The sequence below is a fragment of the Caballeronia sp. INML3B genome (assembly GCF_023631305.1).
Classification (GTDB): domain Bacteria; phylum Pseudomonadota; class Gammaproteobacteria; order Burkholderiales; family Burkholderiaceae; genus Caballeronia; species Caballeronia turbans.
Genome location: NZ_JALQDI010000029.1, coordinates 1 through 17642, shown reverse-complemented (window position 1 = coordinate 17642; position 17642 = coordinate 1). Strand labels below are relative to the sequence as shown.

Below are 17642 nucleotides of genomic sequence, written 5' to 3'. Positions count from 1 at the left end.
GAAAAAACTCAGGCTGCGGCGAAGAGCTGCTGCAGTTCGCCCGATTGATACATCTCCATCATGATGTCCGAGCCGCCGATGAACTCGCCCTTCACGTAGAGCTGCGGAATGGTCGGCCAGTTCGAGAATTCCTTGATGCCCTGGCGGATCTCGTCGTCTTCGAGGACGTTCACGGTCTTGATCTGATCGGCGCCGCATGCCTTCAGCACCTGGATCGCGCGGCCCGAGAAACCGCACATCGGGAATTGCGCCGTGCCTTTCATGAAAAGGACGACGGGGTTTTGATCGACGATCTGCTTGATGCGTTCTTGCGTGTCCATGGCGTTCCTGCGCTTGAAGTCGGTGGAATGATGGTTGAAATGATAGCGGATTTCGGTTTGGCGGGCTGACGGGAGCCAGATGCTCAGGCCGTGAAAAGACCACCGGAGCAGCGCTCGATGCCAGCGAGATCGCGCATCGAGCGGACATCGGTGAAGCCGCGTGCCTTGAGCAGCTCGCGCACGGATTGCGCCTGATCGTAGCCGTGCTCGATCCACAAGGCGCCGTTCGTCGTCAGCAGAAACGGCGCCGTCCCGATGATCGTGCGGATCGCGGACAAGCCGTCGGCGTCGTCGGTGAGCGCGGCGCGCGGCTCGAAACGCAAGTCGCCTTGCGCGAGATGCGGATCGTCGCTCGCGATATAGGGCGGATTGCTCACGATCGCCTCGAACATGAGCGATGGATCGGTGTTCGCGGTCCAGTCGCTTTCGATGAATGTAACGGGCCCGCCTTCGCGCGTCGCTTCGAGCAGCGCGCGTGCGTTGTCTCGTGCGACATCGAGCGCGGCGCTCGATCGGTCGACCGCCCACACGCGCGCATCGGGCCGCACATGAGCGATCGAAATTGCGATAGCGCCGGTGCCGGTGCCGAGATCGAGCACGCGCGGGTTTGTCTTATCGGCGATGGACTCGAGCGCGAGCTCCACGAGCAATTCGGTTTCCGGCCGCGGGATCAGCACGTCCGGCGTCACGCCGAATTCGAGGCCGAAAAACTCGCGGCGGCCGGTCAATTGCGCAATCGGCTCGCCGTTCAGACGTCTCGCCGCGAGCGCGTCGAAGCGCGCAACCGCATCCGCATCGAGCGGTTCACGATCACGCGTGATGAGTTCGGTGCGCCGCCAGCCGAGCACATGCATCAGCAGAATGCGCGCTTCGAGTTGCGGCAGTCCGGCAGCGCGCAGCAACTCGGCTGCCGTGCTCAATCGGTTTCCCCGAGTGCCGCGAGTTGCTCGGCCTGATGCTCGGAAACGAGCGAGGCGATCATTTCATCGAGATCGCCGTCCATGATGTATTCGAGCTTGTACAACGTCAGGTTGATGCGGTGATCCGTCATGCGCCCCTGCGGGAAGTTGTACGTGCGGATGCGCTCCGAGCGGTCGCCCGAGCCGATCAGACTCTTGCGCGTCGCCGCTTCCTTCGCGTGCTGCTCGTGGTACTGCTTGTCCTTGATGCGCGCGGCGAGCACCTTCAGCGCGCGATCCTTGTTCTTGTGCTGCGAGCGGTCGTCCTGACATTCGACGACGATGCCCGTCGGCAGGTGCGTGACGCGCACGGCGGAATCCGTCTTGTTGATGTGCTGCCCGCCCGCACCCGACGCGCGGAACGTATCGATACGCAAGTCGGCTGGATTGATGACGACTTCACTGATTTCATCGGCTTCCGGCATCACCGCGACCGTGCACGCTGACGTGTGGATGCGCCCTTGCGTTTCCGTCGCCGGCACGCGCTGCACGCGATGCCCGCCCGATTCGAACTTGAGCCGCGAATACGCGCCTTGTCCGGCGATGCGCACGATCACTTCCTTGTAACCGCCGAGATCCGACACGCTCTCCGACATCGTCTCGACGGTCCATCGGTTACGTTCCGCGTAGCGAAGATACATGCGCAGCAAATCGCCCGCGAACAGCGCGGATTCGTCGCCGCCCGTGCCCGCGCGGATTTCGATGAAGATGTTGCGGTCGTCGTTCGGATCTTTCGGCAAGAGCATCATCTGCAAGTCGCTTTCGATCTTCGTCATGCGCTCGCGCGCCTCGCCGATTTCCTCTTCGGCGAAATCCCGCATCGACGGATCGGAGAGCAGTTCCTGCGCGGTGGCTTCGTCGGTCAACGCCTGACGCCAGAGCGCGTATTGATCGACGATCGGACTGATTTCCGCGTGCTCGCGCGTGAGCTTCCGATACTGGTCCATATCGGCTGTCACGTCTTCACGGCTCAACAATTCGTTGAGATCGACCTGCCGTTTTGCAAGCTGGTCGAGCTTGCTCTGCATGCTCGTTTTCATCGGGCGGAATCGGCGCGGTCAGCGCCAGGAAATACTGCGATCAGAGAGCGCCGCGCGGGCCGCGCGGAGCGTTTGAGAATAGCAAAGAGAAAGCCGCTAACGTTCCGACGAATCGGACGACGATCCGTGGCGATAGAAGCCGCTCATCAGGTCGATGAGCTGGTCGCGCTCCTCACGGCTCGCGCGGTTGAGCGCGTGTGTCGGGCCGTGAATCAGCTTGTTCGTGAGGGATTGCGACAGCGCTTCGAGCACGGCGGCGGGGTCGTCGCCGCGCGCGAGCATCTTGCGCGCGCGCTCGACTTCGGCGCGGCGCAGCGTGTCCGCCTGCGTGTGCATGTGACGGATGACCGGCACGATGCTGCGCGCATCGAGCCACTGCATGAAATTCGCGACGCGCGTCTCGATGATCGCCTCGGCCTGCGCGACCGCAGCCTGGCGCGACGCGTTGCCTTCGCGGACGATCGCGCCGAGATCGTCGACGGTGTAGAGGAAGACGTCGTGAAGATTGCCGACTTCGGGCTCGATGTCGCGCGGCACGGCGAGATCGACCATAAAAATCGGCCGATGGCGACGCGCCCGCACCGCACGCTCGACTGCACCGAGACCGATGATCGGCAGCGTCGACGCCGTGCACGACACGATGATGTCGAACTCGTGCATGCGCGCGGGCAGTTCGGAGAGCGGAATCGCGTGGCCATTGAAGCGCCCGGCGAGCTTCTCGCCGCGCTCCGCCGTCCGGTTTGCGACGACCAACTCACGTGGGTTCTGCGCGGCGAAGTGAGTCGCGCAGAGTTCGATCATTTCGCCCGCGCCGATGAACAGCACACGCTGGCTCGAAATGTTCTCGAAGATGCGCTGCGCGAGACGCACGGCGGCGGCGGCCATCGACACCGACTGCGCGCCGATTTCCGTCGTCGTGCGTACTTCCTTCGCCACCGCGAATGTGCGCTGGAACAACTGATTGAGATACGTGCCGAGCGCGCCGGCTTCGGACGCCGTGCGCACGGCGTCCTTCATTTGTCCGACGATTTGCGTCTCGCCGAGCACCATCGAATCGAGCCCCGATGCGACGCGGAACGCATGACGCACGGCTTCCGACTGCGGCAGCGCATAGACGTGCGGCGCGAGTTCGGGAACGGGGATGCTGTGATACTTCGAGAGCCACTGGATCGCGGCTTCGCGGGCGGCGGCGTCGTCAGTGGCGCAGTAGAGTTCGGTGCGGTTGCAGGTCGAGAGGATGGCCGCTTCGGGCGATGCCTTCGCGAGCGGTCCCAGCCAGATGTCCTTCAGCGCGCCCAGCGCGGGCTTGAGCTGTTCGAGCGGAAACGCCACGCGTTCGCGCAGGGCGACAGGCGCAGTGTGGTGATTGATTCCGATCGTGAGGAGCTGCATTTTTTGAGCTGATGCTTTGGGCCTAAGCCGGTCGCCTTTCAGATAGCCCAATATTATCGCCTTTTGCGTATTTCTTCATTTATAGGTGGCATTTGGGGCGCGAGCAGTGGCCGATGCCGCTTACGCCACCCAGCGTGGCGATGAGCTTCCGCCCACGGTTCATGCGCGTGACAGAAAGCCGCGGCGTACAGTTCAGCGGAAAAACTTGGCAAGCTCGGCCGCGCGCGCTTCCAGTTCTTCGATTGAGATCTCGCCGGTGCGGGACGCCATCCGACGGTTTCTGGCGCTGTCCTCCTCTTCACATATCTGGAGGCGCGAGGCAGAGTCGTGATGGAGGTGAAACAGCGCGGCCTTAGGATCCGAGAGCGCATGCCACCGCACGCCGAGTCGCGCTGCGCGCAGAAACAAGTCGTCATCTTCGCCTCCCCAGCCGATGAAGCCGGGGTCCAGCCCGCCGATGCGGATGAATTCCGCGCGTTTGAAGAGATTGATCGCCCCGGCGTATTGGCGTACAGCAGACTTATTTCGTCTGGTAAATCACTCTCCAAAAATGGAGCGAATTCGGCGAAATCGCCCGATTCGATGAACGATTGGCGGCGATTACCCGAAACATTCAATACGCGTGTAAAAGGACAAAGCGCATCGCTGTTGTTACAGTCGATCAGCGCGTCAAGCGCCGCCTTCATGAAAGACGGATTCGCGATCATATCGGCATCGTGCAGGCAAATAATCGGGCTCTTAGCCATGAGGGCGCCGAGATTGACCAGTCGCGCCTTCGGAAAAGGGCCCGTGTCATGCACGAACAAATGCCTGATTCTCGGGTCGCCGAATTCGCACCAATCGAACCTAGGCGTGGCATCTGCCTCGATCAACCAGATCTGATAGTCCGAGTAGGTACGGGCCAAGTGGCGAAGGACGGCGCTCAGATTGTCACGCCTCTCGTGGTTGGCGCCGCGATAGGTGATGATCATTTCGAGACCGCGCAGGGAAATCACATTGTTTTCCGTCATGAAAGATGCCTCTGGAAATCGCTCCGCTGCGTTAGCGATCGAGCGATATTAATGCGAGTTTTGACTGTTATATCGAGCACATTCGCGAAGCCTAAGTTCACTTCCAGCGCTTTTATCCGGATTATTCCGATAAATGCGGGTGCCATCTGATGCAAAATCGTAACATCCTGTCGAATGGGAAAAACTCGGAAAATTCACATAAGCGTCTCAACTGGAAATGCGGTTGTTGAATGTTCCTTGACTCCGGAAGACTCGTCCACGCCGTGTGCGGGGCCGGATCGGAGTCTTGCGCTGGCCATACCCGGCCCCTAAACTCAACGGCTGCATCCGCCGAGAATTGTCCAGACCATGCCCGTAATCCAGAACGCTTCACTTTTCGCTAAATCGATTCCCGCGGAGCAGCGCCGCTGATGGGTTGGATCGGACTGATTTTTCTCGGCGCGGTAATCGGCGCGGCGGGCTGGTGGCTGCATCCGCTGCGGCGTGCGGGACGCGGCGCGCGCGGTCCGGCGGGACGCATCTGGACGGCGATCGCCGCTGGCATACTGGCGACGGTCGTCGCGCGCATGCTCGGCAATATCGTCGACGTCTATCACGATGGCGATACGCTCGAATGGCTCGCGTGTGCGGTCTTCGCGTTCCTCGTCGTGACGACGACCGTCGGACTGGCGGCGCGCCGCTGATCTACTTTTTCTGCGTGCGGCGGGTGATCCTCGCCGCGCGCCGTGCTCTTCGCGCCCCACGCGGGCTTTCAAGCAGGTGACTTCATGAACGATCGCATTGCAGATTCAGCCATTCCGGAGCCCGCGATGTTCGCGAGACGCATCGAGTCGTTGCGCGGCCAGATGGCGCTCGAAAAGCTCGCCGCCGTGCTCATCCCGTCCGCCGATCCGCACCTCTCCGAATATCTGCCGGAACGCTGGCAAGGACGCCAGTGGCTCTCGGGCTTCACCGGATCGGTCGGCACGCTCGTGGTGACGGCGGATTTCGCGGGTGTCTGGGTCGACAGCCGCTACTGGACACAGGCCGAAGCGCAACTCGCCGGTACCGGCATCGCGCTCATGAAGATGATGGGCGGCCAGCAAACCGCGCCGCACGTCGAATGGCTCGCGGAACACGTGCCCTCGGGCGCGACCGTCGCCGTCGATGGCACGGTGCTCGGCGTCGCAGCGGCGCGCGCATTGTCCGAAGCGCTGACCGCGCGCGGCATCGTGCTGCGCACCGATCTGGACCTGCTGAATTCGGTGTGGCCGGCGCGCCCCGGCTTGCCTGAAGCGGCCGTCTACGAGCACGCCGCGCCACATGCGAGCGTCACCCGCGCGGAAAAGCTCGCGCAGGTGCGCGGCGCGATGCAGGCGAAAGGCGCGCAATGGCACTTCGTTTCCACGCTCGACGACCTCGCGTGGATCTTCAATCTGCGCGGCGGCGATGTGAGCTACAACCCGGTTTTCGTCGCGCATGCGCTGATCGGTCTCGATGACGCGACGATCTTCGTCGCCGATGGCAAGGTTCCCGCCACGCTCGTCGAATCCCTCGCACGCGACAACGTGCACGTCGCACCGTATCGGGCCGCGCCGGAATCGCTCGCGGCGTTGCCGGCGGACGCGACGCTCCTGATCGACCCGCGCCGCATCACGCACGGGCTGCTGGAGAAGGTGCGCGCGTCGGTGAAGATCGTCGAGGCAGTCAATCCGTCGACGTTCGCCAAATCGCGCAAGACAGCGGCCGAAGCGGACCACATTCGCGCGACGATGGAACAGGACGGCGCCGCGCTCGCCGAATTCTTCGCGTGGTTCGAAGAGGCGCTCGGCCGCGAACGCATCACGGAACTGACGATCGACGAGAAGCTGACCGCCGCGCGCGCGCGTCGTCCGGGCTTCGTCACGCTGAGCTTCGCCACGATCGCGGGCTTCAACGCCAATGGCGCGATGCCGCATTACCGCGCCACCGAGACCTCCCATGCCGTGATCGAAGGCAACGGCTTGCTCTTGATCGATTCGGGCGGCCAGTATTTGAGCGGAACGACGGACATCACGCGTGTCGTGCCGATCGGCGAAATCGAGGCCGCGCACAAGCGCGATTTCACCGTCGTGCTGAAGGGCACGATGGCGCTTTCCCGCGCGCGCTTTCCACGGGGCATCCGTTCGCCGATGCTCGATTCGATCGCCCGCGCGCCGATCTGGGAAGCGGGCGCGGACTACGGTCACGGCACGGGGCATGGCGTCGGCTACTTCCTGAACGTGCACGAAGGTCCGCAGGTGATCTCGCACTACGCGCCGGCCGAATCCTGGACGGCGATGGAAGAGGGCATGATCACGTCGATCGAGCCGGGCATCTATCGGCCGGGCAAGTGGGGCATCCGCATCGAAAATCTCGTGTTGAACCGCGCGGCGAGCAAGACCGAGTTCGGCGATTTCCTCGAATTCGAAACACTGACGCTGTGCCCGATCGATACGCGCTGCATCGACTTGTCGCTGTTGCGTGAGGACGAGCGCGCATGGCTCAACGCGTATCACGAGACGGTTCGCACACGCGTGTCGCCGCATGTGTCGGGCAAAGCGCTGGCGTGGCTCGAAGAGCGGACGAAGGCGATCTGACGAGGAGCGCGGCGAGATGACCATCAAGGCCGTGGTGTTCGATTTCGGCGGCGTGTTGATCGACTGGAATCGCGAGTATCTCTACAAACATCTGATTCCCGACGAAACCGAGCGCCGCTGGTTTCTCGACAACGTCTGCAAGATGGAGTGGGTCGTGCAGCAGGACGGTGGACAGACGATCGAAGAAGGCACGGCCGAGTTAATCGCGCAATATCCCGAGCACGAAGCGCTGATTCGCGCGTTCTATGCGCGCTGGCCGGAAATGGTGGCGGGCGCGATGCAAGAGGGCGTCGCGCTCGTCGACCGGCTCGAGGCCGCGGGCGTGCCGCTCTTTGGCCTCACGAACTGGTCGGCGGAAACTTTTCCGTACGCGTGGGAGCGCTTCGACGTGCTGCGGAAGTTTCGGGAGATCGTCGTGTCGGGGCGCGTCGGTCTCGTGAAGCCCGATCCGCAGATCTTCGATTTGATGCGCGCGGAGATCGACAAGCACTTGCCGGGCGTTCGGCCAGACGAGCTCGTGTTCATCGACGACAATCTGAAGAACGCGCAAGCCGCGACCGCGCTCGGCTGGCACGGCGTCCACTACACCGGCGCACTGGACACGGAAACGAAGCTGCGCGCGCTGAATCTGCCGATCTGAACGCGCACATGCAACGCGCTACGGCCCCAGCAGATTCTTCAGCGCGTTGCCGATTCCCCGCACCGTATCGCCCGCGCCGCGCGCGACGCCTTCGGCGCTCACGCCGAGGGCTTTCGCGAAACCGGCCGCGAGCTTCTTCGACAGACTTTCGCTGAGCGAAAACTTCGGATCGCGCAAATCGCCGTCGAGCACGAAATCGAGCTTGATCTGCTCCTTGCGGTCCTTCAGCGCGGCGATCGCGGCTTTGGTCGGGATCGAGAGAAAGGTGTCGAGCGGATTGCCGGCGTCGCTGATCTGCAGGTGATTCAGCGTGAGCGTGCCGGGCGCGTGAATGCGGTAGGCCTTCACGGTGGCATCGATCGACAAGTCGATGGTGCCGCCCGTTACGGCCGCCTTTGCGCCGGCCTTCTTGAGCAGATACGGATCGAGCGTCGCGACATCGACGTTGCGCAGTGTCGCGCGCGTCTGCGAATCCTTGTTCGCGATGACCATCCAGCCGCCCCATGTCACATTGCCCGTGTGCGACGGCCCCTTGATCGAGCCGGTCATCGAAAGCTCGGTGCGGTCGGTGAGGGCGGGCAGATGAATGTGATCGACGGTGGCGCGCGCATCGCCGATCAGCACGCGGTACGGCGGGTTCTGCACGGAGCCGTCGAAGAACTCCATCGAACCGCGCTCGAACGACACGCGATCGATGAGCTTTTCCTCTCGCGCGTGTTCCTCGCGTTCCTTGCTGTCGGGCGTGGCGTTGGCTTCCTGCGCAGTTTCCCTGAGCCCCGGCAGGATGCGCACGCGGCCCTCGGCGGAGCGGACGATGGACAGATAGTAGTTGTCGACGCTCACGCTGCGCAGATGAACCGGCTTCGTGATGAGCGAACGCATGTCGACATCGAGCACGATGCGTTCGGCGCGCATGGCGTCGCTCGCGGGCCAGTCTTTCGGGCCGCGCAGGCGCACGCGCGAGAGCGTCACCTGACCGAAGGCGACGTCGATTTCTTCCACCGAACCGCTTGGGCCGAGCGTCTCGATGATGCGCTCTTTGATCTGATGCACGGCGAAAAGCCAGCCGCCGATCGCCACGACGAAAAGCGCCACCACGATTCCGATTGCCCAAAGCGCTCCCCGCCTCGCGCTCGATCCCGCCATCTGCGTGTGTCTCCCGTGTCGGCTTATCGGAAAGTGCCGCTCGAAAATGAAAGTGGCGACTGCGTCCTACACAGTCGCCACTTTCGTACCTGATGTCCGTGCGCGCGCCCGCATTGGTGCGCGCCGCGAATCATCAGATGTTTGCCATGCTCAGCGCGTGATCGGCTTGTAGCGCAGACGCTTCGGCTTCGCTGCTTCTTCGCCGAGGCGCTTGCGCTTGTCGGCTTCGTATTCCTGGTAATTGCCGTCGAAGAATTCGACATGCGAATCGCCTTCGAACGCGAGGATGTGCGTGGCGATACGGTCGAGGAACCAGCGATCGTGCGAGATCACCATGACCGAGCCGGCGAATTCCAGCAGCGCGTCTTCGAGCGCGCGGAGCGTTTCGACGTCGAGGTCATTGGACGGTTCGTCGAGCAGCAGCACGTTTCCGCCGGCGATCAGCGTCTTCGCCAGATGCAGACGACCGCGCTCGCCGCCCGACAGATTGCCGACGAGCTTCTGCTGATCGCTGCCCTTGAAGTTGAACCGGCCGATATACGCGCGCGACGGCGTTTCGTACTTGCCGACCGTGAGCACGTCGGCGCCGCCGGAGATTTCCTCGAACACGGTCTTGTCGGCGGCGAGCGCGGCGCGGCTTTGATCCACGTAAGCGAGCTTGACGGTCGGCCCCTTGACGATCTCGCCCGAATCCGGCTGCTCCTTGCCGGTTAGCATGCGGAAGAGCGTCGACTTGCCGGCGCCGTTCGGCCCGATGATGCCGACGATTGCGCCGGCCGGAATCTTCATGTCGAGATTGTCGATGAGCAGGCGATCGCCGTATGCCTTGCTGACGTTCTTGAACTCGATGACCTCATTGCCCAGACGATCGCCGACCGGAATGAAGATTTCCTGGGTCTCATTGCGCTTCTGGTATTCCTGGCTGTTGAGCTCCTCGAAACGCGCGATGCGCGCCTTCGATTTCGCCTGACGGCCCTTGGGGTTCTGGCGCACCCATTCGAGTTCCTTCTTGATCGCCTTTTGACGCGCGGATTCGCTCGATTCTTCCTGCTTCAGGCGGTCTTCCTTCTGGTCGAGCCAGCTCGAATAGTTGCCCTTCCACGGAATGCCGTGGCCGCGGTCGAGTTCGAGAATCCATTCGGCGGCGTTGTCGAGGAAGTAGCGATCGTGCGTCACCGCGACGACGGTGCCCGGATAGCGCGTGAGGAACTGCTCCAGCCATTCGACGGATTCGGCGTCGAGGTGGTTGGTCGGCTCGTCGAGCAGCAGCATGTCGGGCTTTTGCAGCAGCAGCTTGCAGAGCGCGACGCGGCGCTTTTCCCCGCCCGACAGATGTTCGATTTTCGCGTCCCATGCGGGCAGGCGCAGCGCGTCGGCGGCGACTTCGAGCTGTTGCTCGGGGCTGCCGCCATCGCTCGTCGAGAGAATCGCTTCGTACTTCGCCTGTTCGGCGGCGAGCTTGTCGAAGTCGGCGTCGGGCTCGGCGTAGGCGGCGTAAATTTCGTCGAGCTTCTTTTGTGCCTGGAAGACGTCGCCGAGACCTTCCTCGACGGCCTGACGCACGGTCTGCTGCGGATCCAGTTGCGGCTCCTGCGGCAGATAGCCGATGTTCAGGTTCGGCATCGGCGTGGCTTCGCCTTCGATGTCCTTATCGACGCCCGCCATGATCCTGATGAGCGTCGACTTGCCGGAACCGTTCAGGCCGAGGAGGCCGATCTTCGCGCCGGGAAAGAACGAGAGGGAGATGTCTTTCAGGATCTGACGCTTCGGCGGGACGATTTTGCCGACGCGGTTCATGGTGAAGACGTATTGGGCCATGTTGTCCGTGATTGATTGAGGGTATGAACGCGGCGCGTTCGAGTCGGCGCGCGAGGATGTCCGGTCGCGCGGTTTCGCGCGTTCCCGCCGTCGCGCCTGGCGCGCGCGGGATCAAATGGCATTGTACTTCGCGGTGCCATCGGTCACTGCCAGCTCGCCACGCCGCCGTGTCTCGAACACGTGCCGCTGTGATGCTGGCTGAAGCTGTAGGTGCCGTCGCGGCATCGGGCGGTCGCGCCTGTGGGGACCGTGCCCGAGCGCGTGTGCGCGGGCGAGTGGACGAGGTTGCCGTCGTGATTGACGTAGTGGCCGTGGTTGTCGAGGTCGGATTCGTCTGGTTGCGGCTGGTATTGATATTGATAGCCGCGATAGCCGAAGGCGCCGGGTGTCCACACGACGCTCGTCACGATCAGCGCGGTCACCGCGAACGCACGCAACGCGCTCATCGACGCGTGTCTCTTCATCTTCTTTTGCTCTCTCGTTGTTGTTATTTATCGCGCATCGGTGCGCTGCCTTGCCGCGCAAGAAAAAAGCGGAGCCCCTTTATCGGGTACTCCGCTTCGCGAGGCAAGCAGCTTTGACTGTTCTTGACGTTTTACACGTTGAACAGGAAGTTCATGACATCCCCATCATGAACGACATACTCCTTCCCCTCCGCCCGCATCTTCCCCGCTTCCTTCGCGCCTTGTTCGCCCTTATAAGCGATGTAGTCATCGAACGAAATTGTCTGCGCACGGATGAAGCCGCGCTCGAAATCCGTGTGAATGGCGCCGGCGGCCTGCGGCGCCGTATCGCCGATATGAATCGTCCACGCGCGCACTTCCTTCACGCCCGCCGTGAAGTAGGTGTGCAGGCCGAGTAGCTTGAAACCCGCGCGAATCACGCGGTTCAAACCCGGCTCGTCCATGCCCATATCGGCGAGGAAGTCTTTCTTGTCGGCATCGTCGAGATCCGCGATTTCCGCTTCGATCGCCGCACACACCGCGACCACCGGCGCGTTCTCCGCTTCCGCGTGCTTGCGCACCGCGTCGAGGTACGGATTGTTCTCGAAGCCGTCGTCCTTCACGTTTGCGACGTACATCGTCGGCTTCGACGTGATGAGACACAGCGGCTTGATGGTCAGCTGTTCTTCGTCGGTCAGCGAGAGACCGCGCACCGGCTTCGCCTGATCCAGTTGCGCGCGCACCTTCTCGAGCACGGCGACGAGTTTCGCCGCTTCCTTGTCGTTGCCCGACTTCGCCGCCTTCGAGTAACGCGTGAACGCCTTTTCGACCGTCGCCAGATCGGCGAGCGCGAGTTCGGTGTTGATGACTTCGATATCCGCGATCGGGTCGATCTTCCCCGCGACGTGGATCACGTTCTCGTCTTCGAAGCAGCGCACGACATGCGTGATTGCATCCGTCTCGCGGATGTTCGCCAGAAACTGGTTGCCGAGGCCTTCACCCTTCGACGCACCCGCAACGAGACCCGCGATATCGACGAACTCGACCACCGCCGGCAGGATGCGCTCTGGCTTCACGATCTCGGCGAGCGCGTTCAGACGCGGATCCGGCACTTCGACCACGCCGACGTTCGGCTCGATCGTGCAGAACGGATAGTTCTCGGCGGCAATGCCCGCCTTGGTCAAAGCATTGAAAAGTGTGGACTTGCCGACGTTGGGCAAGCCGACGATGCCGCATTGGAGGCTCATGGGATCCTTCGAACTGGTGAGACGGCGCGGGCCGCGCAGGTTTCGTCAAAATGGTGCGCAAAGAGCGGGCGAGGACCGCCCGCCACGCTGCGGCCGCCTCAGGCGGCCGGGCAAACCGCTATTGTACCGCCGTGCCGACGCCCGCAAGCGGCACCCTCGGCCGGCAAACCCGTTCGAACCCCACGGCTATAATGCCCGGATGACTCCGCATCCCCTCAGATTCCACGCAGTCGTCGTCGGCGGCGGGCTCGTCGGCAAGACGGCCGCGCTCGCGCTCGCCCAATCCGGTCTGCGCACCGCGCTCATCGCGTCGCGCCCCGCCGGTCTGCCGCCGGGCGCAGCGTTCGATTCGCGCATCTACGCGCTGTCCTCGAGCTCGCAGGCGCTGCTCGAGCGGCTGCGCGTCTGGCAGGCGCTCGATCGCTCGCGTCTCGGTCCGGTGTTCCACATGCGTGTTTTCGGCGACGCCCACGCGGAACTGCACTTCTCGGCGTTCCAGGCGTCGGTGCCGCAACTCGCGTGGATCGTGGAATCGTGGCTGATCGAACAGTCGCTCGATGCCGCGTTGCGCTTTCAGCCGAGCCTCTCGTGGTTCGAATCGCGCGCGCAGGGCATGACGGTCGAGGCCGACGCCGCGCATGTCGCGCTCGCGAGCGGCGAAATGCTCGAAACGGATCTGATCGTCGGCGCCGACGGCGCGCATTCCTGGGTGCGCGCTCAAATGGGCGCGAAGATGAATCGTCGCGATTATCGGCAGACGGGTGTCGTCGCCAATTTCCGGGCCGAGCGGCCGCACGGCGAAACCGCATATCAATGGTTCCGCGATACGGAAATCATCGCGCTGCTGCCGTTGCCCGGCGATCACGTTTCGCTCGTGTGGTCGGCACGCACGGAGCACGCCGACGAACTGCTCGCGCTCGATCCCGCTCAACTCGCGGCCCAGGTCGAACAGGCGACGCAAAACATGCTCGGCACGCTCGATTGCGTGACGCCCGCGCAGGGCTTTCCGCTCGGGCTGCAGACCGTGGACAAGCTGATCGCGCCGCGCGTCGCGCTCGTTGGCGATGCCGCGCATCTGATTCACCCGCTCGCGGGGCAGGGCATGAACCTCGGCCTGCGTGACGTGGCCGCGCTGGCTGACGTCATCGCCAACAAAGAGTCGTTCCGCGATCTCGGCGATCCGATTCTGCTGCGCCGCTATGAACGCGCGCGCCGCGAAGACATCCAGAAGCTCATGTTCGCGACCGACGGCCTGCAGCGGCTCTTTTCCGTGCCGGGCACGCTTGCGCGCGCGGTCCGTAACACGGGCATGGCGTTCGTCGGCGCGCAGCCGCTCATCAAGCGCTGGCTTGTGTCGGCGGCGCTCGGCTGAGACAGTCCATTGATATTCCACAGGCGCGACGCACGCGCTACGCTCAAGCGACTCACAGGAAACCGCATGAAAACCACCTTTCGCATCGCTCTCGCGACGGCCGCTGCGCTCGCCGTGACGCTCAGCATCGGCTGTTCGGCGCAGGCCGATGAAGTCACCGACAAGATCAAGTCGGCGCTCGAATCGCGCATGGGCGACGCCACCATCAAGAGCATCCAGAAGACGCCCGTGCCGGGACTATACGAAGTGAATCTCGGCTCGCAGATCATCTATAGCGATGCGACCGGCAACTACGTGCTGATCGGCGATCTCGTCGACACGCGCAGCAGCAAGAACCTCACCGAGGCGCGGCTCTCGGAAACGAACAAGATCGACTTCGCGAAGCTGCCGTTCGAAGACGCGGTGAAGGTCGTGAAGGGGAACGGCAAGCGCAAGATCGCGGTGTTTTCCGATCCGAACTGCCCATACTGCAAGCAACTCGAATCGACGCTGAAATCGATCGACAATGTCACCGTCTACACCTTCCTTTACCCGGTGCTCTCGCCGGATTCGACGGCCAAGTCGAAGTCGATCTGGTGCGCGCAGGATCGCGCGAACGCGTGGGAAAGCTGGATGCTCGACCGCAAGACGCCGCCCATGGCAGCGTCGTGCGACACGACTGCCATCGACAAGAACCTGAAGCTCGGCCGCTCGATGAACGTCACCGGCACGCCGACCGTGTTTCTCGCCGATGGCCGCCGTCTGCCGGGCGCCGTGCCCGCCGACCGGCTCGAAAAGGAACTGTCCGCCGTGCGCTGAGCGCGGCTCGAACGAGGAAAGGAGGCGCGTCATGCGCCTCCTATGTTTTTACGGCCTTGCTTTTGCGAAAGCGCAGCGTAAAGAAGCAAGGCGCCGGGCGTGGCCAGGCGCGCCCAGAACAAGAACAAGGACATCGAGATGACTACGCTCATGCAAACGGTGCAGCCCGTGCGCTACCGCATCGTTCCGAAAAATCCCGCCGCGCATCTCTTCGAAGTGACGCTCACCGTTGCAGAGCCGGATCCGGCTGGCCAGCGGTTCATGTTGCCGGTGTGGATTCCTGGCAGCTACATGATCCGCGAGTTCGCGCGCAATATCGTGACGCTGCAGGCGTTCAACGCGGCGGGCCGCCGGGTCGCGATCGAAAAGATCGACAAGCACGCATGGCAAGCCGCACCGGTCGACGGACCGATCACGCTGCGCTACGAGGTCTACGCGTGGGACATGTCGGTGCGCGCCGCGCATCTGGACGACACCATCGGCTTCTTCAACGGGACGAGCACGTTCCTCGCGGTGGAAGGGCAGTCGGCCGCGCCGTGCATCGTCGATATCGAACCGCCGCAGGGCGGCGCGTATCGCAACTGGCGCGTCGCGACGGCGCTCGCCGAGGCGCGCGGCACGAAGCGCTACGGCTTTGGCAGCTATGAAGCGGCGAATTACGACGAACTCGTCGATCAGCCCGTCACGCTCGGCGAATTCGCGCTCGGCAGCTTCACCGCGCACGGCGTGAAGCATGACATCGTGATTTCGGGGCGCGTCGTCAATCTCGACATGAACCGGCTCGCCGCGGATCTGAAGCGCGTCTGCGAAGCGCAAATCGCGCTTTTCGAGCCGCGCACGAAGAAGGCGCCGGTGGAACGCTACGTGTTCATGACCGTCGCCGTCAGCGATGGTTATGGCGGGCTCGAGCATCGCGCATCGACGGCGCTGATCTGCAATCGCACCGATCTGCCCGTGCTGGGCCGCCCGGAAACGACCGAAGGCTATCGCACCTATCTCGGTCTGTGCAGCCACGAGTACTTCCATACGTGGAACGTGAAGCGCATCAAGCCGGCGGCGTTCGCGCCGTACGATCTGTCGCAGGAGAATTACACGACGCTGCTGTGGCTCTTCGAAGGCTTCACGTCCTACTACGACGATCTGTTGCTCGTGCGCAGCGGCCTCATCTCGGCGGGCGATTACTTCAACCTGCTCGGCAAGACGATCGGCAGCGTGCTGCGCGGCACGGGGCGCCTCAAGCAGTCCGTCGCGCAAAGCTCGGTCGATGCTTGGGTGAAGTACTATCGCGCCGACGAAAACGCGCCGAACGCGATCGTCAGCTACTACCAGAAAGGCTCGCTCGTCGCGCTGGCGTTCGATCTGTCGATCCGCGCGCAAACCGACAACCGCAAATCGCTCGACGACGTGATGCGCCTCCTCTGGCAACGCTACGGGCGCGAGTTCTACCACGGCAAGGCGCGCGGACTTATGGAGGAAGACGTCGAGGCGCTCTTCGCCGAAGCGACCGGCGCGGACCTGCGCTCGCTCTTCCGCGACGGCGTGCGCGGCACGCGCGATCTGCCGCTCGACGCGCTGCTCGAGCCGTTCGGCATCGCGATGGCGCCCGATTTGCCGGGCAACGGCGCATCGGTCAAGCCTTCGCTCGGCGCGCGTGTGCGCGGCGGCGCGGATTGCACGCTTGCCGTCGTGCATGAAGGCAGCGCGGCGCAGAAGGCGGGATTGTCGGCGGGTGATGTGCTCGTCGCAATCGACGGACTGCGCATCACCGGCTCCAATCTCGACGCGCTGCTGTCGCGCTATCTGCCGGGCACGAAGGTGGAAGTGCACGCGTTCCGCCGCGACGAGCTGCGCCGCACCGAGCTCAGGCTCGACGGGCCGGAAGTCGCGCGCTACGTGCTGACCGCCATCGACGGACGCGGCCCGTCGAAACAATGGCGCGAGCGCTGGCTGAAAGGCTGATTCCGGAGGCGGATTGTTCTACCGGTGCAACGATCCGTCACGACCGCACGGCTTTTTCTCGACCGTCGAAAAACGAAGAATGCTTCCTAAGCCGGGCGCCGACGGTGCCCGAAACCCGATCAAGGAACAGGAACCCATCATGACGACGATTCTGCAAATCAACTCCGCCGCCCGTTCGCAAGGTGCTCAATCGACGCTGCTCGCCGACGAACTGACCGCGAAACTGCAACAAAGCAACCCGGGCGCAAAGCTGGTCGTGCGCAATCTGCTGGGCGACAACCTTCCGCACCTCGACGACGCCACGCTCGGCGCGTTCTTCACGCCCGCCGATCAGCGCAGCACGGAACAAGCCGCGATCAACGCGAAGAGCGAAGCGCTGATCGCCGAGTTGCAGGCGGCGGATGTCGTCGTGATCGCAGCACCCCTGTACAACTTCGGCATCTCGTCGCAACTGAAGACGTACTTCGACTGGATCGCGCGTGCCGGCATCACCTTCCGCTATACCGCGAACGGTCCGGAAGGCCTCGTGAAGGGCAAGAAGGTGTACGTGGTGTCGGCGCGCGGCGGCAAGTACGCAGGCACGCCGAACGATTCGCAGACGCCGTTCCTTACGACGTTCCTCGGCTTCCTCGGCATGACCGACGTGAGCTTCATTTACGCCGAAGGCCTGAACATGGGGCCGGAAGTGGCTGGCGCGGCGCTGGCGTCGGCGCGTGAGGCCATTGCGGCTGTCTAAGCGTCTCTCTTCAAGAAGAAAACCCCGCTTATGCGGTAATGCCGTTCAGTTAGCGCTGAACGGCATTTTTGTTTATGGGGTGAGAAGTGGTTGTAAACGGAGCGCCGGGCTGTTAACTTTCCGGTGCGATGCTTGCCGACCACCTCACTTATCTGATCGAAGCAC

At 63.2% G+C, this 17642-nt stretch carries 16 protein-coding genes; 7 read left to right on the top strand and 9 right to left on the bottom strand.

Translation table 11 applies throughout. The features are described 5' to 3' along the window. Positions 1–8 precede the first annotated feature (8 nt). The 5 genes from grxD to NCS58_RS12885 all read right to left on the bottom strand — a co-directional run bounded on the left by grxD (position 9) and on the right by NCS58_RS12885 (position 4176). The gene (gene grxD / locus NCS58_RS12905; RefSeq protein ID WP_250538549.1) at positions 9–320 is read right to left on the bottom strand and encodes a Grx4 family monothiol glutaredoxin; all 312 of its coding nucleotides are present in this window, start codon (positions 318–320) and stop codon (positions 9–11) included. An 83-nt stretch (positions 321–403) separates the two neighbouring features. Continuing rightward, the gene (gene prmC, locus NCS58_RS12900) at positions 404–1240 is read right to left on the bottom strand and encodes a peptide chain release factor N(5)-glutamine methyltransferase (RefSeq protein WP_250477132.1); all 837 of its coding nucleotides are present in this window, start codon (positions 1238–1240) and stop codon (positions 404–406) included. After that, positions 1237–2319, bottom strand: coding sequence for a peptide chain release factor 1 (gene prfA / locus NCS58_RS12895; protein WP_061121679.1), 1083 nt, complete (start codon positions 2317–2319; stop codon positions 1237–1239). Before prfA ends, prmC begins: the two co-directional genes overlap by 4 nt. Before the next feature lie 96 nt (positions 2320–2415). After that, positions 2416–3711, bottom strand: coding sequence for a glutamyl-tRNA reductase (gene hemA, locus NCS58_RS12890; RefSeq protein ID WP_250477131.1), 1296 nt, complete (start codon positions 3709–3711; stop codon positions 2416–2418). Between the two features lie 192 nt (positions 3712–3903). Continuing rightward, positions 3904–4176 carry a galactosyltransferase-related protein gene (locus tag NCS58_RS12885; protein WP_250477143.1) on the bottom strand — a complete coding sequence of 91 codons (273 nt, stop codon included), beginning with the start codon at positions 4174–4176 and terminating at the stop codon, positions 3904–3906. A 955-nt stretch (positions 4177–5131) separates the two neighbouring features. Here NCS58_RS12885 and NCS58_RS12880 point away from each other — a divergent pair. The 3 genes from NCS58_RS12880 (at position 5132) to NCS58_RS12870 (ending at position 7958) form a co-directional block, all read left to right on the top strand. Then, positions 5132–5404, top strand: coding sequence for a hypothetical protein (locus tag NCS58_RS12880; RefSeq protein ID WP_061121682.1), 273 nt, complete (start codon positions 5132–5134; stop codon positions 5402–5404). A gap of 126 nt (positions 5405–5530) precedes the next feature. Further along, positions 5531–7318: an aminopeptidase P family protein gene (locus tag NCS58_RS12875; RefSeq protein ID WP_250538554.1), complete on the top strand. Its 1788-nt coding sequence runs from the start codon at positions 5531–5533 to the stop codon at positions 7316–7318. Positions 7319–7334: 16 nt separating this feature from the next. Continuing rightward, positions 7335–7958: an HAD family hydrolase gene (locus tag NCS58_RS12870; RefSeq protein ID WP_250477130.1), complete on the top strand. Its 624-nt coding sequence runs from the start codon at positions 7335–7337 to the stop codon at positions 7956–7958. 18 nt (positions 7959–7976) lie between these two features. Here the strand turns inward: NCS58_RS12870 and NCS58_RS12865 are convergent, their stop codons facing one another. The 4 genes from NCS58_RS12865 to ychF form a co-directional block, all read right to left on the bottom strand. Beyond that, entirely contained in the window at positions 7977–9104 is a 1128-nt protein-coding gene (locus tag NCS58_RS12865; RefSeq protein ID WP_250538548.1) for a DUF748 domain-containing protein, read from the bottom strand. Positions 9105–9254: 150 nt separating this feature from the next. Continuing rightward, positions 9255–10922, bottom strand: coding sequence for an energy-dependent translational throttle protein EttA (gene ettA, locus NCS58_RS12860; RefSeq protein WP_250477129.1), 1668 nt, complete (start codon positions 10920–10922; stop codon positions 9255–9257). 143 nt (positions 10923–11065) lie between these two features. Continuing rightward, positions 11066–11386 carry a DUF3761 domain-containing protein gene (locus NCS58_RS12855; RefSeq protein ID WP_250477128.1) on the bottom strand — a complete coding sequence of 107 codons (321 nt, stop codon included), beginning with the start codon at positions 11384–11386 and terminating at the stop codon, positions 11066–11068. Between the two features lie 131 nt (positions 11387–11517). Next, on the bottom strand, positions 11518–12612 hold the full coding sequence (gene ychF, locus NCS58_RS12850) for a redox-regulated ATPase YchF (RefSeq protein ID WP_061121687.1): 1095 nt from the start codon (positions 12610–12612) through the stop codon (positions 11518–11520). A gap of 199 nt (positions 12613–12811) precedes the next feature. On the opposite strand from ychF, the gene NCS58_RS12845 reads away from it, so the two are divergent. The 4 genes from NCS58_RS12845 to NCS58_RS12830 all read left to right on the top strand — a co-directional run bounded on the left by NCS58_RS12845 (position 12812) and on the right by NCS58_RS12830 (position 17477). Continuing rightward, positions 12812–13984, top strand: a complete 1173-nt coding sequence (locus tag NCS58_RS12845) for a UbiH/UbiF family hydroxylase (protein WP_250477127.1) — start codon at positions 12812–12814, stop codon at positions 13982–13984. 66 nt (positions 13985–14050) lie between these two features. Next, positions 14051–14782: a DsbC family protein gene (locus tag NCS58_RS12840; protein ID WP_250477126.1), complete on the top strand. Its 732-nt coding sequence runs from the start codon at positions 14051–14053 to the stop codon at positions 14780–14782. Positions 14783–14941: 159 nt separating this feature from the next. Continuing rightward, positions 14942–16741 (top strand): M61 family metallopeptidase, encoded by a 1800-nt coding sequence (locus NCS58_RS12835; protein WP_250477141.1) that lies wholly within the window; start codon positions 14942–14944, stop codon positions 16739–16741. Between the two features lie 139 nt (positions 16742–16880). Beyond that, positions 16881–17477 (top strand): FMN-dependent NADH-azoreductase, encoded by a 597-nt coding sequence (locus NCS58_RS12830; RefSeq protein WP_250477125.1) that lies wholly within the window; start codon positions 16881–16883, stop codon positions 17475–17477. Positions 17478–17642 lie beyond the last annotated feature (165 nt).